Here is a 26,359-nt window from a genome sequence, read left to right on the forward strand (position 1 = left end):
TACACTCCGGAGGTCATTATGTTTACCAACAAGATTGTACTGGTTACGGGCGGCACAGGCTCAATTGGAAGCGAAATTGTACGTAATATTTTGTCCTATAATCCAAAAGCTCTGCGGATTTTTAGTAGAGATGAGAGCAAGCAGTTTGATCTACAGCAGGAATTAAAAGAATATACGAATGTCCGTTATCTGATTGGCGATATCAGGGACAAGCAGAGGCTCAGCTATGCCATGGAGGATGTAGATTACATTTTTCATGCCGCTGCTCTTAAACATGTGCCTGCATGCGAGTACAACCCCATGGAGGCAGTGAAAACGAATGTCATAGGTGTACAAAATTTAATAGAGGCTGCTATTGAGCATGATGTAGAAAAAGTGGTAGCCATCAGCACAGATAAAGTGGTAAATCCAACGAATACAATGGGTGCTACAAAGTTACTATCAGAACGTTTGATTTCAGCGGCCAACTTGTATAAAGGTAGCAAACGTACCGTCTTCTCATGTGTCCGCTTTGGGAATGTTATGGGCTCAAGGGGGTCTGTTATTCCGTTATTCCGGGATCAGATTGCTAAGGGAATTCCGGTGACTGTCACACATGCAGAGATGACTAGATTTATGATGTCTATTCCTCAAGCAGCTCAACTGGTAATAGATGCAGCGCATCATTCACAAGGCGGAGAAGTATTTGTACTTAAAATGCCGATTCTTAAAATCACAGACTTGGCCCAATGTTTGATTGATTCGTTTGAACAGGCAACTGGCAATATCTATTCGGGTGAAGTCATCGAGTCTGGAATACGGCCGGGAGAAAAGCTGTATGAAGAACTAATGTCACTTGAGGAATCTGAAAGAGCACTGGAGAATGGACAAATGTATATTATCCCTTCGTCATTTCATACAGCAGAGCAGGAATATGAAGGTTTTCAAAAGGCGATTCCTCAAGAGTATTCTTCGAAGACTGCACCGCAGATCTTCCAGACAGCCATTCGGGAACTGATTGAACAGAACGGATTGGGCTTTACAAAAGGTATTGTATGATGAGCAATCATAAATGTTTGGCGATTATTCCTGCGCGCGGTGGATCAAAGGGTTTACCTGGTAAGAACATTAGATTGTTACATGATAAACCGCTCATTCAATATAGTATTGAGGCAGCGCTGAACAGTAGCTGTGTGGACGAAGTTGTAGTTACAACGGATAGTGCAGAAATTGCTTGTGTGTCAGGTCAAGCTGGCGCAGCAGTTCCATTTATAAGGCCTGCTGAGCTGGCTACCGATGAGGCTAAAAGCATTGATGTATTCAAGCATGCTGTTGAATTTTATGAACAGACACTGGATCAGTTTTTTGATGTTATTATGCTGCTGCAGCCCACATCTCCATTGCGAAATGCTATGGATATTGAAGAGGCGTATACAATATTTTCGAGTAATCAGGCTGATTCCCTTCAAAGTGTCACCTTGTCCGGGGTACAACCCTATCTACTAAGGGAAATAGATAACGGACAGCTTACGTCCTACCTGAAAGATGAAAGGGAGCATTTGAGGAGGCAGGATCTAAAGGAATTGTATGTTCTAAATGGAGCCATCTATATCGTAAAAAGAGATCTGTTGATGAACAGTGGCACTCTGGTAGGACCTAATAATTGTGGCTACATTATGCCCGGAGAGCGATCTGTTGACATAGATGACGAGTTTGATTTAAAAATGGCAGAGTTTTTTTGGAGAGAATCCAACCACAAGGAATCCTCGCAGTAAGGAGGGAGTATATAACATGCAGAATTTCTTATCCAATAAGGGGAGCCATTCCATCTACATTATTGCGGAGGTGGGTGTAAACCATAACGGATCATTGAATCTCGCTTTCGAATGTATTGACCAAGCGATCTTATGCGGTGCCGATGCGGTGAAATTCCAGACCTTTAAAAGCGAAAAACTGGTAACCAAGTATGCCCAAAAGGCTGATTACCAGACAGAAAATACCAACTCCACCGAGAGCCAACTGGACATGTTAAAACAGCTGGAATTAAGCTTTGAGGATTTTGTTCTTTTGAAAAAGTACTGTGAGGATAAAGGGATAGATTTCCTTTCCACCCCCTTTGACGAAGAAAGTGCTGAGTTTCTGAATTCAATTCATATTGACGCATTCAAGGTTGGATCAGGAGATATGAACAATATCCCCTTTCTTCAGAAGCTTGATAGTTATGGGCGTCCGATTATCCTATCGACCGGGATGTCTAATTTAGATGAAATTGGAGAGTCGTTACAAGCATTTAAAAAAAGTGAAGTACTATTACTACACTGCACTTCTGACTATCCGGCGCCTTTAGAAGATGTGAATCTGCTAGCTATGAAGACAATATCTACAGCCTTTAATAAGGTCACAGGTTACTCAGATCATACGGCTGGGATTGAGATCGCTATAGCAGCTTCAGCATTAGGAGCGAGAATTATTGAAAAGCATTTTACATTGGATCGGACCCTTCCGGGTCCTGACCATAAGGCTTCACTGGAGCCAGCTGACTTTTCAAAGATGGTTCTTGCGATTCGAAATGTGGAGCAGGCTCTAGGGGATGGTATTAAAAGATGTATGCCCTCCGAGAAAAGCACCAGAGCCGTTGCAAGAAAAAGTATTGTGATGGCGACATCGAAAAAGGCGGGCCAGTTATTAACTCAAGAAGATCTGGTCATCAAGCGCCCAGGCAGTGGAATAGAGCCTAAATATTTTGATGACTTGGTTGGTAAGCAGCTTTTAAAGGATGTACATGAAGATAGTTTGTTATCATGGGATGATGTGCAATGAAAAAAGTATTGGTGATTACCGGAACACGAGCTGATTATGGGATATATTACCCGGTTTTGCGGGCTATTGAGGATGAACATGCTCTGGAGCTCCATCTTTTGGTGACAGGAATGCATTTATCCCCACAGTACGGATATACATTGGACGCTATTCATAAGGACGGATTTCGTGTATCTGCTAAGGTAGACTGTCTGCTGCAAGGGTCAACTCATGCCAATATGTCTCGCTCTATCGGAATAGCAATCATGGGCATGACGCAATCCATAGAAGCTTTGGAGCCAGATTTCGTCGTTGTTCTGGGAGATCGGGGAGAAATGCTTGCAGCCGCGATTGTGTCCTCTCACATGAACATTCCGCTGGTTCATTTACATGGTGGCGAAGTATCCGGCACGATTGATGAGTCTGTTCGGCATGCGATCAGTAAGTTGGCTCACATTCATTTCGTGGCGACAAATGGAAGCAGAGAGCGTCTAATCCGGCTCGGGGAAGAACCATGGAGAATCCATGTAGTCGGTGCTCCGAGAATTGAAACGATGATGAATACATCCTTGCCTGATCTAGAGGAAACAAAACGTAAATACGATCTGGATATAGATAACGATTATGTGTTATTTGCTTACCATCCTGTCACCACGGAAGAGGCGGATATGAGCAAGCTTGGCAAGATGCTAGAAGTTCTTTTGACTGGAGAGAATGAGGTTATTTGTGTGATGCCTAATTCGGATGCTGGAGCTGATGCTATCGTTGATGTATATAATCGTTTTGCTGCAAGAGGTGAGATGCATCTTGTAACCAGTTTTGAGCAACTTGATTATCTGACAATGTTGAAAAATGCAAAAGTATTCATTGGAAATTCCTCTTCGGGGATTATCGAGGCTGCTTCCTTTCATGTTCCAGTCATTAACATTGGGACCCGTCAGACAGGTAGGGAGCGCTCTGCAAACACAATAGATATTAAAGCCGATGAGATCGAACTGATGTCTGCATTGGAGTATGCAATGTCTGAACCTTTCCAGCAAATTGTTGAAGCGTCTGACAATATATACAGTAGAGATAACACAAGCTCTCATATCGTGGATATATTGAAACGAACATCCAAGTCAGAGCAGCTTATTCAAAAGACAATTACCTATTAAGGAGGGTCGGCCTTGAGCTATATCGTTTTTGGAACAGGAGGACATGCCAAGGTCATAGTTGATATTTTACGATCTTGTGGTGAAAAAATCATTGGAGTTCTTGATGACTTTTGTAAAGAAGAAGAATGGAACGGGTTGCCGGTCTTGGGGGACATTAATCAGGTTGACAAACTATTATCTCAGTATCCCGGAGCGCTGTTCATTGTAGCAATCGGAGACAATACAATAAGAATAAAAATTGTGAGTCAATTAAAAGCAGTAACAGCCCAATTTGGAACTGCTGTTCACCCGAGCGCTGTAGTCGCACCGAGCGCATTCATTGGAGAGGGCTCAGTTATTATGCCTAATTCAGTGATTAACGCCGACGCGTATGTTGGCGAGCACGTCATTGTTAATACAGCAGCTACTATAGATCACGATTGTCGAATAGAAGACTTCGCACACATTTCCCCAGGCGTACATATGGCAGGCGGAGTTCAGATCGGACGCTGTGCTCATATCGGAATAGGTGCAAGTCTCATACCAGGTATCCGTGTAGGGGGTAATACTCTCGTCGGTGCCGGTTCGTGTGTCATCCATGATTTACCAGGGAATGTCATAGCTGTGGGTTGTCCAGCCAGAGTAATCAAAACCGATAACGATAAGGGATGAAACGAAATGTCCAACCGAGACAGAATTTATTTATCTTCGCCGCACATGGGCGGGCTTGAACAACAATATATCACAGAGGCTTTTGAAACCAATTGGATTGCTCCACTGGGCAAAAATGTAGACGGTTTTGAAGCAGAGGTGTCAAGTTACTTAGGATGTGGGGGTGCTGTTGCCCTAAGCTCCGGAACGGCGGCGATTCACTTGTCTTTGATACTGCTTGGAGTGGAAAAGGATGATGTTGTTTTTTGTTCTTCTCTTACCTTTGTTGCTAGTGCTAATCCGATCTTGTATCAAGGTGCGATTCCTGTCTTTATCGATTCAGAACCGGACAGTTGGAATATGTCCCCTGAGGCACTAGAGCGAGCATTGAAGACTTATGCAGATAAGGGAAAGAAACCTAAAGCTGTAGTTATAGTCAATTTGTACGGACAGAGTGCAGACTACAATCGGTTAAAAACGATATGTGATCATTACGAGGTGCCGATTGTAGAAGATGCTGCAGAATCGCTCGGGGCAACTTACGGCAAGCAAATGAGTGGAACGCTTGGGAAATTCGGTATTCTTTCATTTAATGGAAATAAGATTATTACCACTTCTGGCGGAGGCATGCTGGTTTCAGATGATATAGAAGCTCTGAGCAGAGCACGGCATTATGCAACGCAGGCTAGGGAAAAGGCAATACATTATCAGCATGAGGATCTTGGCTTTAATTATCGTCTGAGTAATGTTTTGGCTGGCATAGGAAGAGGACAGCTTAGTGTGTTGGATGAGCGCATTCAACAGAAACGAGAAGTCTTTGAAAAGTACAGATATGAGCTATCAGGAATTGATGGAATACAATTTATGCCGGAAAAAAGCTTTGGCAAGTCTACTCGATGGTTGACAACAATGACAATAGATCCTGAAATCTTAGGCAGTAGTGTTAGTGATTTAATAGGATATCTAGGCAAAGATAACATTGAATCCCGTCCAGTCTGGAAGCCGCTTCATCTACAGCCACTCTTTAAGGACGCCGTATATTTCACTCATGAAAGTGGTGTGGATATTAGCCAAATACTATTTGAAAAAGGAGTTTGTTTACCCTCTGGAACAAATATGTCGGTTGATGAGCAGAGTTTTGTTATTAATCAAATGAAGGCTTTTTTTCGATGAATATAACATTGAACGCAATTAGCATACCATGTTTTGCATAAAAAGGAATATTTATTAAATCCTTATATTTATGATGCTTAATTCGGGAGAGGTGTAGAATTTGATTGATAAAGCAAAGGTAGTTATTTTTGGTGCAGGTGACGGAGGACTTCGTGTTCATTATCTATTAAGTGATGAATTTGAGGTTATCGCATTTGCAGACAACGATGTATCTAAACAAGGCGCGAAATTTTTGTCCAAATCGGTCGTTGCTCCTAATGAAATCTGTAAGCTTGAATTCGATTATGTAATTATTGCAAATATCCATGGAGAATCAGTGTATAAGCAGCTCGTTGAAGAGCTATCAATTGAAAAGGAAAAAATTATCGACTATTATATGAGTTTGAAATTTGATACTAGGCTGGCTCTATTGCGGCAAATTGCTGATGAAATAAATGAGTGTGGGGTAAAGGGAAGTGTAGCAGAGCTGGGTGTGTTCAAGGGGGAGTTCTCCAAATATATTAACCAGGCATTTCCTGATCGTCACCTATATTTATTCGATACCTTTAGCGGTTTTGACCAAAAGGATATTGATAACGAAAATAAAGGGGATTTTTCAGACTCGGTTGCAGGGGAGTTTTGCAATTCAGATGTGGACTTAGTGCTGAATAAGATGATGTATAAAGAAAATTGTATTGTAAAAAAAGGTTATTTTCCAGAATCAGCAAGTGATGTGAATGAAACTTTTGCATTTGTTAGTCTCGATGTTGATTTATATCAACCTATTCTTGAAGGATTGAAATTTTTCTATCCTAAGTTGTCAGCTGGAGGATACATTATAATCCATGACTATAATAGTACTCGATTCCACGGTGTAAAACAGGCAGTTAGAGAGTATTGTAGAGAACATGGTGTTAAGTATACGCCTATAAGTGACTTATGTGGTAGTGTCGCCATTATGAAGTAAGTTGAGCATTGATTTATGGGGGATGACAATAAAATGAAAAAAAACAAACTATTAATCCTCTCTGATTCAAATCTAAATCCAATGGTTCGTTTTCTAGAGGGATCTTTTGCAGATTTCATGTTAGAGGTGACTGAGGCCCCTTATAATCAAGTAAATCAGGTTCTTATGGATTCTGAACACTCTGTATGGTCGGAGAAAAAGGATATGTTGCTTTTATGGACAAGCCCTGAGAAAGTAATTCCTTCGTTTAATAAACTGATGGATTATAAGGAATTTAATATCGGTGATGTCCTTAACGAAGTTGATCAATTTTGCGAGCTTATTATCGGGGCAGAGAAGAAAGTCAAACATATGTTTGTGGTGTCGTGGTCGCTTCCCCCCCATTACCGTTGGATACAATCAATGACATTAAAGCATAATGTAGGATTAAGTAATGTGCTTATGCAAATGAATTTACGTCTTTCAGAGCGACTACAAAAACATGATCATGTTATTATTCTTGATTCTTCCTATTGGTATGCAGCAATCCAGCAAAAAAGCTACGATGCTAAAATGTATGCACTTGGAAAAATTCCGTTCTCTCGTGATTTTTTTCTCTTTGTATCTAATGAGCTTAAATCAGTCATTAGAGGTCTATACGGACAAAGTAAAAAGCTAATTATCTGTGATCTGGATAATACGCTCTGGGGTGGCGTGATTGGTGACGATGGCATTGACAACATCAAACTGGGAGGGATAGATCCAGTTGGTGAGAGCTTCAAACTTTTTCAGCAAGAATTGCACAGATTAAGTAGCCGAGGTATTATTCTGGCTATTTGCAGTAAAAACAGTGAATCGGTAGCATTAGAAATGATAGAACAGCACCCGGATATGATACTGAGAAGAAAGGATTTTTCTTCAATTAGAATCAACTGGAACGACAAAGCTGCCAATGTTGTTGAAATTGTAAAGGAACTTAATCTGGGTCTGCAATCTGTTGTGTTTCTGGATGATAATCCATCTGAGAGGGATCGTATAAAGCAGGCTCTTCCTGAGATTTATGTACCTGACCTACCGGTTGATTTTACCCAGTATCCTGTTTTTATTAGCCGATTGGATTGTTTTGAGACTCCTGCTATAACGTTGGAGGATCGTAAACGAACAGACTGGTTCAAACAGGAACAAGAACGGGAGTCGATAAAGTTAAACGTAGGCTCATTGGAAGAATGGCTTCATTCACTTGAAATTAAGGTGACTCCACATAAATTAGATAAATTATTGTTAACGAGGGCTGTCCAACTAATCAATAAAACGAATCAGTTTAACATGGCAACCCGCAGGTTTACGATTGAAGAGTATTGGTCCTGGAGTGAGCTGCCGAATAATCATGCAATCTTATTTGAAGTGGAAGACAAATTTGGGAATGCAGGTTATACAGGACTGATTTCGGTTTCATGTAATGATGGAGGTCAGGCTGAGATCCATGATTTTATTATGAGTTGTCGTGTCATGGGCAAGGGGATTGAGGAAGCAATGCTTTATTTAGTTGCCAAGCATTTTTTAGCTCATAATATTAAGGCTACGTATGTAAAGACAGAAAAGAATAAACCTTTTTATGACTTTATTTCAAAGAAGTATAGGGATGTATCTAAAAACAATGATTTAAATCTAGGAGAGATATTTCTACCTCATCATATCTTACTTAAGGAGTGCTCTTTTTGAATAAATTTGAGTCGGTTCAATCGATAATATCTAAAATTATGAATGTGCCTGTCGAAAAAGTGACGTTGGAATCTGTAAAAAGTGACTTTGAAAATTGGGATTCGCTCAATCAATTGAATTTAGTGATGGAACTTGAAGCTAATTTTAATGTGTCTATTCCCATTGATGAAATAGCTAATATAGATTCTGTGCAAAGCATTTTGCATATTTTGAATAATATTCATAATTAATAATTTCTTCAAAATGTTATGTAGAAAAATATAACGCATGAAAAGGAGGGAGAAAAGCTATTGGAAATTGTAAAATATAAAGATTCTGATTATGAGTCGCTGCTTGCGTTTATGAGAATTAATTGGTCCCCAGAGCATGCTATCTATAATAAAGAATTGTTTGATTGGCAGTATCGGATTGACGAGAATGGTTTATCGGAAAGTTTACTGCTGATCGACAATGGTTGTATTGAGGGATTCCTTGGGGTCATTCCTGGTGAGTATAGTTCTAACGGAGAACAATATAAAGGTATCAGTTTCGCCATGTGGATTGTATCAGAGAAGTATAGAAACAGTGGCTTGGGTATTATGCTTATGAAAGAAGCTGAAAAGTACAATTCGGTGTGCTTGACCTTAGGTTGTAATTTTCAAGTGGTACCTATGTATGAGCGTATGGGGTATTCCTATTCAGATCATTTGAACCGTTATGTCATCCCGCTCGACGTGAACGGTTATGTGAATTTACTAAAGGACCCGGTTGATCAAGCAGGTATTGAGCAATGGTTATCGGATGTTGAGGAAAGATTGATACATTCATACAGTCCTGTACCCAATATCACTGGTGAAAAGTTGGAGCAATTGTACATTAAAAGTATACAACGCCGTTTTTCACTTTCGCAGTATCGTAGCGCCTCCTTTTGGGAATGGAGATATATAAAAAGTGCGGGCTATAAGTATTTGTTTTTTGGTGATCCTGCTGTTGAAGGGATTGTAGTTGCACGTCTAGATCGAGTATATGCTCCCGAAGAGAGTGTCCACGGTACAAAAGTGTTAAGGATTATAGAAATCATTCCGGCTAATGCTGATGTCTGGGAAGGGGCATTAGATCATGGCCTGATTGAGATGGTATGCGGAGTTTTATCATGGGCCCGAAGCCAAGGGTGCGTTGCTGCAGATTATCAGTTAAGTTCAAATCGTTTAGAACATGTCCTAGAATATATTGGGTTTAAAAAACAAAATATAGACTACACTCCAGAGGAATGTGGACTTGCAGGTCTGTTTCAGCCTTTTCGTTATCGTGTTAATCCCATTAATTTTGTATGGAAAATGAAAAGTAATGAAGATGGTTTTCAAAATATGGAAGTGAATAATATATATCTTGTTAAAACTGACGGAGATATGGATCGTCCTAACATCTGGCCACTTCCTAAAGGATGGAATTGATAATGGGTAATATTGCTGCGATGTATCACTATGTACGCGAGAAAAAGGGATGGGATGGGATTGTTCCCATGCATCCCCATGATTTTGAAGTGCAGCTTGATTTAATTAGTAAGACTCATAAGATTATCTCATTAGATGAAATTGATAAGTATAATTCACAACCATGGTGTATATTAACGTTTGATGATGGTACCAAGGATCAATATACGGTTGCTTATGACATCTTGAAAAGAAAAGGAATTCCTGCATATTTTACGATCATGTCTGGTCCACATATCACAGGTAACGTTCCATTAGTTCATTTGGTACACACGGTGCTCTCTTTCAAATCCGATGAAGAGTTGTGGGAATTACTGAGTGGGACGTATGATACGAGCGGTGTGGAAGAAGAAAGTCAAATCTATAAGTATGAACAGAAGAAACTCCGCAGATACAATAAATTTATGCTTAATTTTAAATTATCTGTTACGGAAGCAACTGCCTTTCTCGACTCTATTTTTCAGTCCTTGTTTCCCGACAAGCAAAAATTTATAAATGATTTTTATATAAATACAGAAGAAATAGTCGAAATGAGCCAGGCAGGAATGACTATAGGTGTGCATGCTCATAATCATATTCCGTACAATGGCGATCCACAGGAATTTTATGATATTGAAATCGGTCCTTGTAAAGATTGGATGAAGAGTGTTTTAGGCATAAACCCGATCTGGTATACGCCTGCTTTTGGCGGTGGAGTTAACCAAAAGTTAATGTTGGACCAACTAACTCCTGTTCTAGTACAGAATGGATTTGTTGGTGCTTTTAGTACAAGAGAAGGGGCGATTTCTGACAACAGAGAGTTTTGGATGGACAGAATAGACTGTATACGTATACCTCCTCTAGGGACATCATCGTATTTGTAATCTGTAGGATGTGAATGGGAACGAACTACTGTGTTTGTTCCTTGTGTTTTTTATCCAAATAAGAGTTGCTTTTTGGGCATGAAAGGAGAGGCAAGGGGACTGTCTGGCTAAATGCGGTTTCCTCTGTAACTCCTAATTATAAAAAGAAAAGGGGTTCCTGATGAGCTATTCCGAGGTAACGCTTGAAATAAAAAAAATACTATCGAACGATAAATTATCAAATGTGGAAGTATACAAATTACTGGATCATGAACTAACCAAATTAAACGGAAACTTTGAAAGTATAAATTCAAATAGTCGTCAAGTGATAGTAACTGAAATCGAACAAATGATATCAGATTATAAGAATTGGGGACTATATTTAACGTCATTTTTGCTTAGCTGCACAAAGGATCAGAGTTTTTTGAATGATATTTTTGAATCTATGGAAAAAGAAGAAAGGATAGATGTGCTTCATTTTATTTACTGGCAAATTACAAGTTGTCTTTTTATTACTCCTAAATTGAAAACGGAGAAAAACACTAACAGACTGAGAAAGATATATCGGAAATATTTTGAGTATTTTAATAACCAAATCGCTAACGAAGAGAATTGGATTCCTTATGAAGAACGAAACAAAGATGTTGTAGTTGTTGTAGCTGGACAGATACTTTCTATAACACATAGTCCAACACAAGTAGCGCTAGATCATTGCAAAGCTTTAATTAATCTCAAAAAAAATATTTATCTCATCAATACCGCTGACATGCCACGCTCTATAGTTACGCCTTATTTTAATGCTGTCCAATCTAACTATGTTGAGGAGTACAATCAAACTGAGGGGTTAATGTATGAAGATTCAAAGATTCCATTCTTCCAATGCGAAAAAGAAATGCCAGAAGGTGGCCAAATAACGAAGCTAATCAAAACGATACGGCATTTAAAGCCACTCTTTGTTTTATCTGTCTCAGGCTCAAATGTAAGCGCCGACCTATTTTCTAATTTTGTGCCTGTTATCACTCTGCCATTAGCTTATGATCTTCCCATCTCCGAAAGCACATTTTCAATTTTGCCCAGAAAAATAAACACAGCAGATTTGAACACGCTAGAAGAATTGAACAGGTCTAGAGAATCCGTTATCGAAAGTGTGTTTACTTATAAATATACGCCTCCGCAGACTAAAATGCATAGAGAGCATTGGGGGTTAGGGGAGGATAATTTTGTATTGGCCATAGTAGGTAATCGCCTTGATACGGAGCTAGATGATTCCTTTTTAACAGAACTAGACGATCTATTGAAACGTAATGATCATGTCCGCATTATGTTTATAGGTGATCTTAAAAATTATAAAAAAATATTGAATCGATACATTACTCTTGATAAACAATCTGTTCATGTCGGAACTCAAAAGGACTTAGCTGCAGTTTATGAAGTGTGTGACGCGTATTTAAACACAGTTCGATCTGGAGGTGGTACTTCTGCAGCCATTGCTTTAAGACAAGGGCTACCCGTTTTTACATATGCCTTTGGAGATGTTGCTCACACGGCAGGAGAGTACTATCATATTAACAGTTTTGATGATGTGAATACATTTATAAAAAATTGGGGGAATCCTGTATTCAGGGAACGCGAAAGGTCTGTAGCAATAAACAGGGCAAATGAAATCTTTGACAGTGAGAAGGTTATGAGAGAAATTATAGAGACTATGACTAAGTCACCCCACTTTTATTAAGCTGCATGGGCTTCACCACATAATTTGCTGAAATGAGAGATGATAATGATAAATTTCAATGTACCGGCAATCGTAGGTAAAGAAGGAGAGTATATCAAAGAGTCATTTTCTAGTGGACATCTTTCGGGTGATGGAGAATTTACGTGGTTATGTGCAAATTGGTTTGATAGAACTTTTAATGTGAAAAAAACACTAATAACGACTTCTTGCACACATGCTCTGGAGATGGCTGCTATTCTCTTGGATATCCAACAGGGTGATGAAATTATCATGCCATCTTATACATTTGTATCCACTGCTAATGCCTTTGTTTTAAGAGGAGCTAAGATTGTGTTCGTGGATATCCGACCAGATACTATGAATATTGATGAAGATCTTATAGAAGATGCGATCACAGATAAAACAAAAGCAATTGTCCCAGTGCATTATGCTGGAGTAGCTTGCGATATGGATAAAATATTAGATTTGGCGAATAGATACAATTTGGTAGTTGTAGAGGATGCAGCACAAGGAATTCTTAGTGAATATAAAGGGAGAAAACTTGGGACTATTGGTCATTTAGGATGTATCAGCTTTCACGAAACCAAAAATGTACATTGTGGGGAAGGTGGTGCTTTGTTAGTCAATGATGACCGATTTGTGGAGAAGGCTGAAATAATACGTGAGAAAGGGACAAACAGATCCAAATTTTTTAGAGGTCAGGTAGATAAGTATACTTGGGTTAACATAGGTTCTTCCTACCTCCCTAGTGAACTGAATACTGCCTTTTTAATGGCACAACTTGAAGCCGCGGAGATGATTACAAAAAATAGATTGGCTAGCTGGAATTTATATTTTAATAGATTAAAACCTCTGAGTGAAGAAAAATTAATCGACATACCTTGTATACCTCTGGGCAATGCTCATAATGCTCATATATTTTATATTAAAGTTAGAGATTTAGAAATAAGGACTGAACTATTAAATTTTTTGAGAAGACATGAAATTATGGCTGTTTTTCATTATGTACCGCTTCATAGCTCCGAGGCAGGGTTAAAACATAGTTCATTTACTGGTAGGGATGTTTACACAACTAGAGAGAGCGAACGTTTAATTAGATTACCTCTCTATTTTAATATTGATGAGTCTGATATAAATCGGATTGTAGACTGTATTTATAATTTCTTTCTACAGAATAGTTCTTCATTAGTCGGAGGGGTCTAGAATGCTGAGGCTTTTGCATTGGGATTCTATTTTTTTTGCTATGAATATGGCCGAAGTATCAACTACTTCCCCAGTTACAAGCTCATATCTTCAACATTTTATAGAAAAGAATCAATTGGACTTTATACAAGCGCTTTGTAAAATTGATGATATAACCACTATTCAATTTCTGGAAAATGAAAATTTTCATATGACTGATATTAAAGTAACATTTGAGACTAGAATAGGTAGTAATGCACAAAATGAAAGTTCCCTTGTATTTGCCACGGAGCATGACTTTCCTTTATTACAAAAAAAGCTGACAGGATTATTTAAAGATAGTAGATATTCTTGTTATCAGCATATTTTTGATGTAGAAAAGGTAGATAAATTATATAAGTTGTGGGTGGAAAAGTCTATTCTAGGTTCATTTGATGATTATTGCCTTGTTCTTAAGATGGATGGAGAGATTATTGGATTCGTAACAATTAAAGAAAATTTAAACGACAGAAAAGCAAGGATTGGTCTTTTGGGAGTCGATCTAAAGCATCAAAGCCATGGAATAGGCACGAAGTTACTAACAGAGTTAAAAGTGTTTCTTGAATCCAGGCCAATTGATCAACTAGTGGTTTCGACACAAGGTAGAAATTATAATGCAATGAATTTATATATAAAGTGTGGTTATAGAATTCAAAAAATGGAAAGTTGGTATTATTGGACGAGAGGGTCGAAAGAAGATGTGCAGACGAATTTTCCTTGCTTCCCCAGAGGATGACAGTGCTCTCTTCTGTGATGAGGGTGCTGATCAAGGTTCGTTCATAGATCCAACGCCAGATCGTTTAGGGCGAAATTAGGTTCCTCTTTCGTTGAAACCAACAGCAGAACTACTCCAAGACGTTTGAATTTTATTGATATGGCTGGAGATCCCCGATAATTAAGTGAAACGGGATGCAACAAAAAAATAATTAAATTTACTTTATGAGTTTCGAACGCTCACAAAGAGTTTACTATATGAATATAGTAGGCTCTTTTGTCTATTATACCATGACAATCTATATGAATAGAGTGCTTTTCAAATAAAAATTGGAATAACTATGAATGAAAACATTATCAATTCCAATTGACAATGGATAACTTTGGGTGGTATAGTCGGAAATGTGGGCGAGAGCTTCACTTCATTTGATGACGAAGGGAATGTTAGTGCATGCAAGGTAAAGTAAAATGGTTTAACGCAGAAAAAGGTTATGGTTTCATTGAAACTGCTGATGGCGGCGACGTATTCGTTCATTTTTCCGCAATTCAAACAGAAGGCTTCAAAACACTTGAAGAAGGACAAGACGTGGAGTTCGACATTGTCGAAGGCGCACGTGGACCACAAGCCGCTAACGTAACCAAATTATAATCATCCGCGGCATAGCCGACCTACATAATTGGTAAGATGGTTAGTAATGGATAACGCGCTAGCAACTGCCCTGGAATATATTCCAGGGCTTTTTTATGTTTTCTAGATGAGCAAATGTACATAAAAACATAAAAAAGCCCCTTACACGATGGTAAGGAGCTAGGCGATACACAGCACGGTGAAAAGTTACTCTACAGAACCGTCGAAGTCAGCCATCTCCACAAAAATGGTGTTGGAGGAAGCAGACTGCTTCTCTACGCGTCCGTTTGGATAGCGGAATTGATAGCGCAGGATGACTTGAGCGATTAGATAAGCACGAAGTGCGGATTCAATGTCCAAGGAAAAGACGATGACGGCCTTATGGTCTGGATCAAGTCGGCCCAACGGGATACCTTGGAGCAGTTTAGGATATGGAAGTGGCACAGAGTTCACAGTGACCGTTCGCAGTAAAAGGAAATCTTCGGCTGCGAATGGTGCAGTGAGTAATAGCTCCTCCAGCGGAGTGTTGCCGATGTTTTCCACGTTGACGGTAAAGGACAAGGTATCTTCCTGCCCGACACGTAGAGCGCTGGAGCTAAGTGTGAGTTTAGGAATAGCTGCGATGACGGTCACGCCGACGGTGTTGGATTGAGCAGTCTCTTGAACTGTTTCACCTCCGCTACGACGTGAGGTATACGCGACGGTGGCTTGGTTGCTGAAGGTTCCATCCACGGGTGCTTCGCGGATTTGGGCTTGTAGCGTAAGGATGACAGTCTCACCTGGAGCAATATCCGGAAGATTGGTTCCTGTGCCCGGATTAGCGCCTGACTGAGCTTCCTCCTGGATCGTCAGGCTGTTAGGTACGTAAATCAGTCCTTGCGGCAATGGGTCTGTGAACAATGGATATAGCGCCGGGATACCGCCTTTGTTCGTGATTTGTACGGTAAATGTGAGCGTATCGCCTACGGAGGCATCGGCGGTATTCACATTTTTGGCTAATTCAAGCAGTGGATATACGACTGGAGTGTTGATGGCATTTGTGGCCAGAGAGCCCGATACGGATCTTCCTCCAGGTAGTGTGAACGAATAGGCAAGCATAGCCTGATTGACGATGTAGCCGGATGGAGGTGTTTCGGCTACGGTCACTTGATAAGTCAGCGTTAAGGACTGCCCGGGTTCCGCAGATCCGAGACCAACACCAACAGCAGGATCGGTCCCCAACAAGGATTGACCGTTCAACTGAATGGTGCCGGGAACGAACAGAGTTCCATCAGGAATAAAGTTTTGCAGGGTAACTTCGGTAGTTACGTTGCCAAAGTTGTTAAGCTGCACTGTGTAGGTAAGGGGATCTCCTGCTACGGCCTCAGCATTTTCTGTGGAGATACTTACATCAAGCTGCGGGTCAAAGACGGCTACAGTCACGATGTTGCTGGTGACCTCGCTCGTACCGTTGCTATCAGCATACCGGAGCTGCACGCTATTGTTTAGACGGCCTCCGGCAGGCAGTGACTGAACGTTCACGGTGTAGGATACATTCACTTTTTGCCCCGGTTGAAGGCTGCCGATGAATAATGGTTCCCCTGGTTTGATCAAGGCAGGTGAATCATTAACTCTTAAGCTGTCTGGATTAATGACGGTTCCAGCAGGTACATAATCGGCTAACACCACATCGGTACTAACCGAGGCCTCGCCGTTCGCAAGAGCTAACTGGTAAGGCACCGCATCGCCCAATACGACAGCAGATACTGTTGTGCTTAACACGGCTGATAAGTCTCCTTCTACAGATCGGGTTGCCTTCACTGTGACAGGGGAAGAGACAGTTTCCAAATGTAAACTGCGTCCATCCGGCAATTGGTAGGAGTAGGCCAATGAAGCTTCATTCACGAGTGTGCCTGATTCGGAGGCCCGGAGTACGAGAGCAGAGAAGACGGCAGTAGCCTTTTCTCCCGGCGCGATTGTACCGAGGGCGATGCTTTGCCCCGGACTGACACCATACTGAGCAACTCCGTTCACCGAGACGGAATCAGGTACAAAAGAGAGCTCCGGCGGCAGTGAGTCACTTAGCAATCCGAAGGCACCGATGTTTCCAGTGTTTTCTGCGGTGATGGTATAAACGATACTCTGTCCTGGCAGCACACTGTCTGTATCGGCAGATTTGGTGAGCTTCAGAACAGGCTGGAGTACGGCAATGGTTACAGCATTGGACAGGATCGCACTCGCTTCTTCTCCCTCTGTAAGCAGCAAGCGGGCCTGATTCGTACGTGGTCCCGGTTGTCCTGTTGCCGCGATATGGGCTTCAAAGGAAACCACCGTCGTCGTTTTCGGCCCTAGCGGCGGCAAAGAAATACCATTTTCGGGATTGCTTCCTGCGACTGTTGTCCCATTGATTGTAACGGAACCTGTAACAAATTCGATGCCTTCTGGTAAAGCGTCCAGCAAACGAGCGTTTTGCACAGTGTCCCCGTCCTCATTAAGGATAACGAGTTCATAAGTCAAGGTATCTCCAGCAGTGGCGAAAGGTGAGCTTACGCTTTTGCTTAATGTGATGTTCAGCGGTGAAACGGCGACCTCGACGATGTTGGATAAATGGAAACCTCCCGCTTTCCGTCCGTCTGGAGCACTAAAGCGATAGTCTACCTCGGCCTGATCCACCAGCAGTACAGTTACAGGGATGGAAGATACCAGCACTTGGAAAGTAATGGTCGCCGATTGGCCTGGGAATACGGCTGGAGTCGGGATGCCAGAAACCGGACTTGCGCCGGGAGCGGCAATGCCGTTAATCGACACGGTGTTTGGCAGGAAAACGGAGCCGTCCGGAATATTGTCGGTTACAGTGGTCGAGGCTGCGATGTTCCCGGTGTTGGTTACAACGATGGTGTAGGTAATGACGTCTCCTATCGTAGCATTGTTGGTACTGCTTGTTTTGGCTGCTGTCAGGATCGGTTGGAACACTGGAATGGTCACGATATTGGATGTAGAGCTGCCAGTGAAAATGCCGCTTGTAAAGCTGACTGAAGCCTGGTTGGATAGTTGTGTCGGTGTAGGCAAGGAATTAACTTGAACCTGGAACGTGACGGTCGTAACGGCTCCAGGAGCGAATGAACCGATAGCAATACCAAATCCCGGATTTCCACTAGGGAAGGAGGTTCCGCCTACGGTCACACTGCCATTTACAAAGGAGCTTCCTGCTGCAATCATATCTGAAACGACAACGTTATTGGCTGTGCTAATCCCATTATTGGAGACAGCTAGTGTATAGGTGATGATGTCTCCGACAATGGCATCTGTAGCCGCTGTACCTTTGACGATGCTGACATCTGGTGAGGATACGGAGATGCTGAGTGAGTTGGAGACGGCTGATCCAGATATGGTTCTGCCATCCGGCGGCTGAAACGTGAACGTTCCAGATGCCTGGTCGATCAACACCTGTGGGTTAGGCAGCGAGTTGATAATGGTTTGGAAAGTCACAGATACAGTTCCGCCTGGCAATATGGAGCCAATTGGAACGCCTGTTTCAATGGATAATCCGGGCTGCGGACTGCCTGCAATACTGACACTGTTGGCAAGAAAAGATGATCCGGCAGGAATGTTATCGCTGATCGTAAGGGCTGCTGCAATGTTTCCGTTATTCACGGCTGTAATCATGTAGGTTAGTGTGTCACCGACGGATGCGTTAAGGGTGCTGGATGTTTTGGTAAGTGCAATCAACGGCTGGAACACAGGCACGATGAGCGGGACGGAAAAGGCAGTTCCGGTGAACGGTCCACTGGTAAACGTGACAGCCGCGATATCTGTGAGTAGGGGTGGCTGCGGCAAGGTTTGGACGGAAGTCTGGAAACTGACGATAAATGTATTTCCAGGCGCGACGTTTCCAATGGCAATTCCTGCAACTGGCGAAGCATTAGGGAAGGCTACTCCGTCGATAAGAACACTACCCGGAACAAAGGAGGTACCAGACGGAATCGTATCGGTTACCACGGTATCTGTGACTGTATCCACACCGCTGTTGGTGATGCTCAGTGTATACCTGATCGTATCTCCGACTACAGCGGCTGTGAGACTGGACGTTTTGGCTACCTGAATATTAGGAGCGGATACAGTGACATTGACCGTATTTGATGTGACGGAACCACTTAGAACTCTGCCATCAGGCGGTGAGTAAGTAAAGTTCGCTTGCCCTTGATCGGTCAGTACCGGCGGGTTAGGCAGGGACGAAACGACAGTTTGGAAGCTCACCACGATACTCCCCGAAGGAGCAAGGGAACCAAGTGTGATTCCTGCAACTGGTGAGGCTCCCGGTACAAGGACGCCATTAACGACGACACTGTTAGGCAGTAGCTCTGAGCCTGCGGGAATGTTATCCGACAGCACAGGAATAACAGCGATATTTCCCGTATTGGCAAGCGTCAGTGTGTAGACCAGCGTCGATCCGATTTGCGTGTTGACCGTATTAACGGTCTTGGTCAGGCTGATGATAGGCTGATAAACTGGCAAGGTGACAGGATCGGACTGCGAAGACGAGGTCAGAACGCCTGAAGTGAAGCTGACGGTAGCCTGATTGGTAATTTGCGGCGGCTGAGGCAGACTGACGACAGAAACCTGGAAAGTGACTGCTGCTGAGCCGCCTACCGCAATGGTGCCTACAGGGATACCTGAGCTTGGTGAGGCAGCAGGCACAGGCGCTCCATTCACGGTTACGCTACCAGAGACAAAGCTGGTCCCGGGCGGCAGTGGATCAGAGACGACGGCATTGACGACTGGGCTGATCCCGTTATTTGTAGCAATCACGGTATACGTAATCGTATCCCCCACCACGGCATCTGTAGCGGAGGTCGTTTTGACCACATCCACATCTGGCGAAGAGACGGAGACAGTCACAGATGGAGATGCCACACTTCCGCTCAGCACACGACCATCCGGTGGTTGGTAGCTGAACGCAGCGGTTGCCTGATTGACTAATGTACCTGATGCGGGTAGCGAGGTAATGACTACCTGAAATGTCAGGGTAACGGTTGTGTTCCCTCCTATAATACCCAGTGCAACTCCGACCGTTGGGTCAGAGCCAGGGGCTGCTGTGCCATTAATAACCACGCTGTTGGGAATAAAGGCTGATCCGGCTGGAATCGGATCACTAAGCACGGTATCTACACCGATATTTCCACCGTTAGTAACTGAAAGCGTGTAGGTTACGGTATCCCCAACCGTCGCCTTTCCCGTTCCTGCGCTTTTGGCTACCGTGACGATCGGTTGATACACAGGGATAGTAACGGGACTAGATACGGAAAAACCATTAAAGACACCTGAGGTGAAGCTGACGGTTGCTTCATTGGTAATGACAGCAGGTGTCGGCAGAGACTGTACATTAAGCAAAAAGCGAATTGTAGCGCCACCGCTAGGACCGAGGGTCCCTACAGGAATGCCGTTTTGCGGATTTGCGGAAACAACAGGTACACCATTGATTGTAACGCTGCCAGGCACAAACGCAGTTCCGACAGGGATTGTATCGGTAGCGATGACGCTAGTAACGGGATCAAGTCCATTATTGAAGACAGTAATGACGTAAGGAACCGAATCACCCACGACAGCGTCGGCAACATTAGCCGCCTTGGTGACGGTGACGTTAGGCGACGAGATCGGAATGGACACGGGTAAGGCCGAGCCGCTTCCGGTCAACGTTCGTCCATCCGGCAATTGGAATGTATAGTTCACACTTGCCTGATTGGTCAGTATAGAACCGGGCGGTACAGATATAACCACGGCACTAAACGAGACCGTCACCGTAGCGCCAGGTCCAACGCTCCCGATATTCACCCCCGTAATCGGGTCTGCTCCGGGGAGGGGGGAGCCGTTAACCAATACGCTGTTTTGATTCAGGCTGAGCGAGCTGGACAACAGATCCAGCACAACCGTTTGTGCAGGGGCGTTTCCCGTGTTGGTTACAGTAATGACAAAAGCCAGTGTATTCCCAACGGTTGCACGGTCCGCGCTAATGGTATTGGTCACGTTCAAAATCGGCTGCAAGACAGGCAAATTGACCGGATTAGAGACAGATTGCCCTGCGAATGCCCCGGAGTTGAAGGAGACGATCGCCTGATCTGTTGACACGCCTGAGGCAGGCAGTGACGTTACGGTAGACTGAAAGGTGACGGTTACAGAGCCGGATGCAGGGATCGAGCCTACAGAGACTCCTGAAGCGATGTTGGCCCCCGGTATCGTTACACCGCCTACCTGTACGGAGTTAGGTATAAAAGTAGTGCCGTCGGCAATCGGGTCGATAAAAACGGTCCCTGTCACGGGTGTAATGTCGTTGTTCGTTGCAGTAATCGTATACGTAATAGTATCACCGAAAGCGACGGAGGTTTGATTGACCGTTTTGGTCACGGCGACATTCGGATTGGATACCGGAATAAACACCGCATTCGATTGAACACTTCCGTTCAGTGTCCGACCGTCAGGCGGTTGGAAGGTAAATGTAGCCGAGCCTTGATTTAACAAGCCCAAGCTGACAGGAACAGAGTTAATGACAACCTGGAAAGTAAGGGAGACAGATGCACCCGCAGCAATGCTTCCGACCGCTACACCCGCTTGGGGCGCAGCTCCGGCAACGGGCAGACCGTTTACAGTGACGCTGTTGGGTACAAATGAGGAGCCTGACGGTATGACGTCGGTGAAGGTGGCAGTTGCCGCTAAATTGCCTGTATTTTGCGCAGTCAAAGTATAAACCACCGTATCGCCCACAGTCGCTTGACTCGTACCAGAGGTTTTAACAAGGCTGATAATCGGTTGGTAAACGGGAACGGTGACTGTGTTGGAGAGTGATGTGAAATTCAGTGTGCCGCTGGTAAAAGAAACGGAAGCCTGATCGCTCAGTTGCGGCGGTTGAGGCAGACTGTTGACAGATACGGAAAAGGTGACAGTCGTAGATACTCCGGCAGCCAGTGAACCGACCGGAATCCCTGTTAGGGGACTGGCTGAAGCTAGTGTCGTTCCATTGACTGTTACGGAGCCAGAAATAAAAGTAGAGCCTGCTGAAATCGTATCTGTTACGCGAACATCAGTGACCGTTTCAATTCCGCTATTCGTAGCTGTAATGGAGTAGGTTATCGTATCACCGGGAACAGCATCAGCCGCCGAGGCGTTTTTGGTAACCTGTACATTCGGCGACGATACGGGAATCGTGACAGTATTGGACGAAACATTGCCGTTGACAATCCGGCCATCCGGCGGTTGAAAGGAAAAGCTGATATTCGCCTGGTCGGTGAGTTGGGGAGGCAAAGGCACGGAAGTAATCACCACCTGAAAAGTTGTTTGAACCACGGCTCCGGGTGCGATGGAGCCAATAGACAGACCTGTTGCGGGACTGGCACCCGGAACAGGAGCACCGTTGACGACCACGCTGTTCGGTACCAGTGTTGAGCCTGCGGGAATATTGTCTGTCAAAGTGGCAGCAGCAGCAATATTACCGCTGTTTTCTACTGCCACGGAATACGTTACGATATCACCAACCGTTGCCCGTACAGGCCCGGCGGTTTTGCTCACGGTTAGCACTGGAGCATTTGCGGTCACCGTCACCACATTGGACACAGATACACCTGAAAAAGCGCCGCTGGTGTAGCTGACACGCGCTTGATTGGTGAGCTGCGGCGGAATCGGCAATGGAGAGGATACCACCGCTCTGAAGGTGATTGTAGCGCCTCCTCCTGGGGCAATGCTGCCGATTGCAATTCCCACAGACGGATCTCCGCTGACAACGGCTGAGCCATTGAGCGTTACGCTACCCACAGTGAATTTGGAGCCAGCCGGGATAGGATCGGAAACTACTATATTGTTCACTGCCTCGATTCCGTTGTTGAGTACGGTCAGGGTGTACAGCACCGAATCACCCGGAATGGCAGTGGAGCGGTTTGCAGTCTTTGATATGGATACATTTGGCGCAGACACAGGAATGGATAACACGTTGGACGATGCACTATCTGTTCGTACCCGGCCGTCAGGCAAAGTGAAAGAAATAGCGGCGGTCGCCTGATCTGTTAGCTGGGACGGTGACGGAAGAGAGGTGACCACCGTTTGAAATGTCAGTGTGATAGGACTTTGCGGCGACACGGTTCCAATGAAAATACCAGCTGCCGGACTGGCTCCAGGATGACTGACGCCATTGATAACCACACTGTTTTCCATAAATGTCGATCCGACAGGAATAGAATCTGTCAGCGTCGCAGAAGCATTATAGTTGCCACTGTTCGTTACCAACAATGTGTAAAGAATTGTGTCGCCTATTGTAGCAGCAGTTGTATTGGCGGATTTGGTCACACTGATGCGAGGCTGATAAACCGACACAGAAACGGTATTCGTCTGGGATGTTCCAGTAAAAGCGCCGCTCGTAAAGCTGACCCTGGCTGTATTTTGCAGCGGCTGTACAGCCGGGACGGCATTGACCAGCACAGCGTAGGCTACCTGAACAGATGCACCTGCCCCAATCGTGCCGACTGGAATGCCATTTCTGGGGTCAGCAGCACTCACAGGCGAGCCGCTAACCGTCACGCTGCCGGGAACAAAGGACACGCTGCCGGGAAGTGGATCGGTAATCACGGTGCTGGTGATCGGGTCAATTCCGTTGTTTGTAGCGGTCACGCTGTAGGTCAGCGTTTCACCTACACTAACGGATGTGAATCCGGAAGATTTTGTCACCGCTACGCTGGGCAAGGAGATGGATACGGAGACGATATTGGATAGCAGCGAGCCAGACAAGGTTCTTCCGTCTTGCAACTGATACGTGTATTGGAGCAGCCCCTGATCGTTCAATCCCCCTCCGGATGGTATGGAATCAACAGTAGTACGGAACGAGACGGTGATCTGTGCACCGGGATTTACAGTGCCGACCGAAATTCCCGTATTGGGATTGGCCCCCGGCACTGAGGACCCTCCGACAATGACACTTCCCGGAATAAAGGTAGAGCCTGCTGGAACAGTTTCCGTCAAGGTTGTGGTTAATACAGCAGTTCCTGTATTGGCAATCAGAAATGAGTAAGTGATTGTGCCGCCTACGCTGGCACGGTTGGAGCTTGCGCTTTTGGTAATCGTCGGAGCTGCAATAACGACAGGAATGGTCACCAGATTAGACAGGGATGATCCTGTAAAGGCACCGGAAGTGAAGCTGACGATTGCACGGTTGTTGATCTGTGCAGGAGACGGTAATGAGTTAATAGCTGCCCGAAACACCACGGTAACCGATGCACCCGGAGCCAAAGTGCCAATCGGAATGCCGCTGACGGGTGTAGCAGACGCCGATGCCGTACCGTTCACGGTGACGCTGCCAGTTACGAAGGCAACTCCAGCAGGTAACGGATCAGTAGCCACTACATTGGTCACATTGGCTATTCCGTTGTTCGTAGCGGTTATCGTAAACTGAACGGTTTCACCGACTGCGGCAGCCGCCAGTAAAGAAGCTTTTGTCACAGTTACATTCGGTGAGGATACAGGTATGGTGAGGGTGTTGGATGTACCGCTTCCGTTCAATACACGCCCGTCAGGCGGTGTAAAGGTATATGTGTACGTTGCCTGATCGGTCAAGCTTCCGGAGGCGGGAACGGAATTGACGAGGGTCTGGAAGGTGACCGGTATAGTAGCCCCCGTATTGATCGTTCCTACTGAGAAGCCTGTGGCGGGATTGGCGGCAGGTACGGAAGAACCGCCAATGGTCACGCTGCCTGGTATGAAGGATGATCCGGCGGGAATGCTCTCCGAAAAGCTGAGATTTGCAGCAATGCTGCCCGTGTTGGAGACTTGGAACGTATACGTAATCGTATCTCCAACCGTAGCGGCCGTTGTGTGGCCACTTTTAACAATCCCGATAACAGGCTGGTAGATCGGTGTGCTCGCTGTGTTGGACGGGACGCTACCGGAAATGACAGGCCCGCCAGGCACGGTCTGGAAGGAGAAGGCTGCCGATGCCTGATTGCCCAGTTGAGTGTTTGCTGGCAATGAAGTGACTGTTGCTCGGAACGTAATGGTCACGGTCGAAGCAGGAGCCACCGTACCTACGGTAATCCCTGTTGCGGGATTGGCTGTCGGCTGGGCCGTACCTGCGACGACAACGCTGCCGGCTACGAAGGTGGCCCCGACCGGGATGGTATCGGTGAGCACTGTGCTGGAGGCGCTAACCAGGCCAGTATTCGATATGTTGATTGTATACGTAAGTGTATCGCCGATAACCGAGCCTGTGGCGCTGGCTGTTTTGGTCAGGGTTACCAGCGGGGCGTTGATATCAATCTGAATTGCATTGGCATTTACTGTGTAAATATCGCCATTTGTTGTCAGTTGGAGGACACCGCTGGTTTGGCTGTTAAGCAGCGTGGAGGAAATATCTACGTTAGTAATGTCCCAACCCTGCCGTCCACCCGTGACCTGCGTTCCGGGTGCCCCATTCACGGCATTGGTTGTACCGAATGTCCCCGTCGTGACCAATGTGCCGTCATCCCCGTTAATTTGGGAAGCGAAAAAGTTAGTTGAAAAATTGTTGGGCCCCGACAGCGCCGTCAAACTGGCTGTGGTAGGTCCGAACAGCGCACGGTCTCCAGTGATGTCTACATCACCCTCTTGGGCGCTAATCAGTGCCCTGCCGCGCAAGGTCCCCTGTACAGGCGTGGCAAAGCCGCTCACCACAACGTTAACGGCGCCTGTGGCGCTACTCACCCCTTCACCACCTACGCGCAGCGACAGATTGCGGAAGGGCAGAGACGGGTTATTGTACACCACAGCCAGCGTCCAGCCCGCATGGTTCGTGTTGGTCGAATCTGGAACCGTGATGGTGCCTGTTACATTTCCGACCGTATATGCCCCTGCGCCGCCTTGAATGACCAGATTGGTCACATTCGCCGTTCTCACATAGGTGCTGAGACTGGTTACATTGACCGAGGTTGCAGATTCAGGGCTGATGGTAGTGGACAAGGCGGGGGTTTGAAATGTGACCGGATTGTTGGCGCTGGACAACACATTGGTGCTGCCGTTGGCATAACTACCTCCCCAAATAAGCTCAGCATACAGCACCGTACTGCCCGCAGGAAGCACAAGAAATGCTGTTGATGAGTTACTTGTAATTGTAGAGGTTGTGCCCAATGGATATGTGCCAAAACGAGAGGCTGTATTGGTTGTGATGAAAGCGCCAATGCTGGTTACATTTCCTGGTACTCCTACCGAAGCGGAACGGGCCAGTCCGAGCGTATTCCCTATAAAGGTAACAGCCCCCGTCTGGTTCGTTTCATAACGCTGAATAAAAGCCATGGATTAGCTTCCTACTTTCTATCTCTTCCAATATTCGCTGTTTGGAGGATCGTCGTTTGGGAAGAGCCAGCTAGGCTGGACGTAA

Annotated in this window: 16 protein-coding genes; 15 read left to right on the plus strand and 1 reads right to left on the minus strand. The window is 44.7% G+C overall.

The features are described 5' to 3' along the window. Positions 1 to 18: 18 nt before the first annotated feature. From ACWXW9_RS15315 to ACWXW9_RS15385, 15 genes are all read left to right on the plus strand, one after another. Positions 19 to 1,038, plus strand: a complete 1,020-nt coding sequence (locus ACWXW9_RS15315; RefSeq protein WP_494930095.1) for a UDP-N-acetylglucosamine 4,6-dehydratase family protein — start codon at positions 19 to 21, stop codon at positions 1,036 to 1,038. Then, the gene (locus tag ACWXW9_RS15320; RefSeq protein ID WP_494930096.1) at positions 1,035 to 1,754 is read left to right on the plus strand and encodes an acylneuraminate cytidylyltransferase family protein; all 720 of its coding nucleotides are present in this window, start codon (positions 1,035 to 1,037) and stop codon (positions 1,752 to 1,754) included. The genes ACWXW9_RS15315 and ACWXW9_RS15320 overlap by 4 nt, the downstream gene beginning before the upstream one ends. A gap of 16 nt (positions 1,755 to 1,770) precedes the next feature. Next, complete coding sequence (neuB, locus tag ACWXW9_RS15325) at positions 1,771 to 2,799, plus strand: N-acetylneuraminate synthase (RefSeq protein ID WP_494930097.1); 1,029 nt, start codon at positions 1,771 to 1,773, stop codon at positions 2,797 to 2,799. After that, on the plus strand, positions 2,796 to 3,935 hold the full coding sequence (neuC, locus tag ACWXW9_RS15330; RefSeq protein ID WP_494930098.1) for a UDP-N-acetylglucosamine 2-epimerase: 1,140 nt from the start codon (positions 2,796 to 2,798) through the stop codon (positions 3,933 to 3,935). The genes neuB and neuC overlap by 4 nt, the downstream gene beginning before the upstream one ends. Before the next feature lie 12 nt (positions 3,936 to 3,947). After that, entirely contained in the window at positions 3,948 to 4,586 is a 639-nt protein-coding gene (locus ACWXW9_RS15335; protein WP_494930099.1) for an acetyltransferase, read from the plus strand. 6 nt (positions 4,587 to 4,592) lie between these two features. Continuing rightward, a complete protein-coding gene (locus ACWXW9_RS15340; RefSeq protein WP_494930100.1) occupies positions 4,593 to 5,738 on the plus strand; it encodes a DegT/DnrJ/EryC1/StrS family aminotransferase in 1,146 nt (381 codons plus the stop codon). Positions 5,739 to 5,838: 100 nt separating this feature from the next. After that, positions 5,839 to 6,684, plus strand: a complete 846-nt coding sequence (locus ACWXW9_RS15345; protein WP_494930101.1) for a TylF/MycF/NovP-related O-methyltransferase — start codon at positions 5,839 to 5,841, stop codon at positions 6,682 to 6,684. Positions 6,685 to 6,717: 33 nt separating this feature from the next. Beyond that, positions 6,718 to 8,385, plus strand: coding sequence for an HAD-IIIC family phosphatase (locus ACWXW9_RS15350; RefSeq protein ID WP_494930102.1), 1,668 nt, complete (start codon positions 6,718 to 6,720; stop codon positions 8,383 to 8,385). Continuing rightward, a complete protein-coding gene (locus ACWXW9_RS15355) occupies positions 8,373 to 8,615 on the plus strand; it encodes an acyl carrier protein (RefSeq protein WP_494930103.1) in 243 nt (80 codons plus the stop codon). Before ACWXW9_RS15350 ends, ACWXW9_RS15355 begins: the two co-directional genes overlap by 13 nt. A 60-nt stretch (positions 8,616 to 8,675) precedes the next feature. Beyond that, positions 8,676 to 9,818, plus strand: coding sequence for a GNAT family N-acetyltransferase (locus ACWXW9_RS15360; protein WP_494930104.1), 1,143 nt, complete (start codon positions 8,676 to 8,678; stop codon positions 9,816 to 9,818). Positions 9,819 to 9,820: 2 nt separating this feature from the next. Further along, the gene (locus tag ACWXW9_RS15365) at positions 9,821 to 10,720 is read left to right on the plus strand and encodes a polysaccharide deacetylase family protein (RefSeq protein ID WP_494930105.1); all 900 of its coding nucleotides are present in this window, start codon (positions 9,821 to 9,823) and stop codon (positions 10,718 to 10,720) included. 160 nt (positions 10,721 to 10,880) lie between these two features. Further along, positions 10,881 to 12,431, plus strand: coding sequence for a glycosyltransferase family protein (locus ACWXW9_RS15370; RefSeq protein ID WP_494930106.1), 1,551 nt, complete (start codon positions 10,881 to 10,883; stop codon positions 12,429 to 12,431). A 45-nt stretch (positions 12,432 to 12,476) separates the two neighbouring features. Then, entirely contained in the window at positions 12,477 to 13,634 is a 1,158-nt protein-coding gene (rffA, locus tag ACWXW9_RS15375) for a dTDP-4-amino-4,6-dideoxygalactose transaminase (RefSeq protein ID WP_494930107.1), read from the plus strand. Between the two features lies 1 nt (position 13,635). After that, positions 13,636 to 14,388 (plus strand): GNAT family N-acetyltransferase, encoded by a 753-nt coding sequence (locus ACWXW9_RS15380; RefSeq protein ID WP_494930108.1) that lies wholly within the window; start codon positions 13,636 to 13,638, stop codon positions 14,386 to 14,388. Between the two features lie 429 nt (positions 14,389 to 14,817). Then, on the plus strand, positions 14,818 to 15,015 hold the full coding sequence (locus tag ACWXW9_RS15385) for a cold shock domain-containing protein (RefSeq protein ID WP_013373372.1): 198 nt from the start codon (positions 14,818 to 14,820) through the stop codon (positions 15,013 to 15,015). Positions 15,016 to 15,201: 186 nt separating this feature from the next. On the opposite strand, the gene ACWXW9_RS15390 is transcribed toward ACWXW9_RS15385, so the two are convergent. Further along, on the minus strand, positions 15,202 to 26,274 hold the full coding sequence (locus ACWXW9_RS15390) for a DUF7507 domain-containing protein (protein ID WP_494930109.1): 11,073 nt from the start codon (positions 26,272 to 26,274) through the stop codon (positions 15,202 to 15,204). Between the last annotated feature and the right edge of the window lie 85 nt (positions 26,275 to 26,359).

It is taken from the genome of Paenibacillus sp. LT-B23 (assembly GCF_059417685.1).

What these genes read in the sequence shown, in the direction of transcription:
- ACWXW9_RS15315 (WP_494930095.1), top strand. Translation starts at nt 19, where the DNA reads ATGTTTACCAACAAGATTGTACTGGTTACGGGCGGCACAGGCTCAATT.
- ACWXW9_RS15320 (WP_494930096.1), top strand. Translation starts at nt 1,035, where the DNA reads ATGATGAGCAATCATAAATGTTTGGCGATTATTCCTGCGCGCGGTGGA.
- neuB (WP_494930097.1), top strand. Translation starts at nt 1,771, where the DNA reads ATGCAGAATTTCTTATCCAATAAGGGGAGCCATTCCATCTACATTATT.
- neuC (WP_494930098.1), top strand. Translation starts at nt 2,796, where the DNA reads ATGAAAAAAGTATTGGTGATTACCGGAACACGAGCTGATTATGGGATA.
- ACWXW9_RS15340 (WP_494930100.1), top strand. Translation starts at nt 4,593, where the DNA reads ATGTCCAACCGAGACAGAATTTATTTATCTTCGCCGCACATGGGCGGG.
- ACWXW9_RS15350 (WP_494930102.1), top strand. Translation starts at nt 6,718, where the DNA reads ATGAAAAAAAACAAACTATTAATCCTCTCTGATTCAAATCTAAATCCA.
- ACWXW9_RS15365 (WP_494930105.1), top strand. Translation starts at nt 9,821, where the DNA reads ATGGGTAATATTGCTGCGATGTATCACTATGTACGCGAGAAAAAGGGA.
- ACWXW9_RS15370 (WP_494930106.1), top strand. Translation starts at nt 10,881, where the DNA reads ATGAGCTATTCCGAGGTAACGCTTGAAATAAAAAAAATACTATCGAAC.
- rffA (WP_494930107.1), top strand. Translation starts at nt 12,477, where the DNA reads ATGATAAATTTCAATGTACCGGCAATCGTAGGTAAAGAAGGAGAGTAT.
- ACWXW9_RS15380 (WP_494930108.1), top strand. Translation starts at nt 13,636, where the DNA reads ATGCTGAGGCTTTTGCATTGGGATTCTATTTTTTTTGCTATGAATATG.
- ACWXW9_RS15385 (WP_013373372.1), top strand. Translation starts at nt 14,818, where the DNA reads ATGCAAGGTAAAGTAAAATGGTTTAACGCAGAAAAAGGTTATGGTTTC.
- ACWXW9_RS15390 (WP_494930109.1), bottom strand. Translation starts at nt 26,274, where the DNA reads ATGGCTTTTATTCAGCGTTATGAAACGAACCAGACGGGGGCTGTTACC.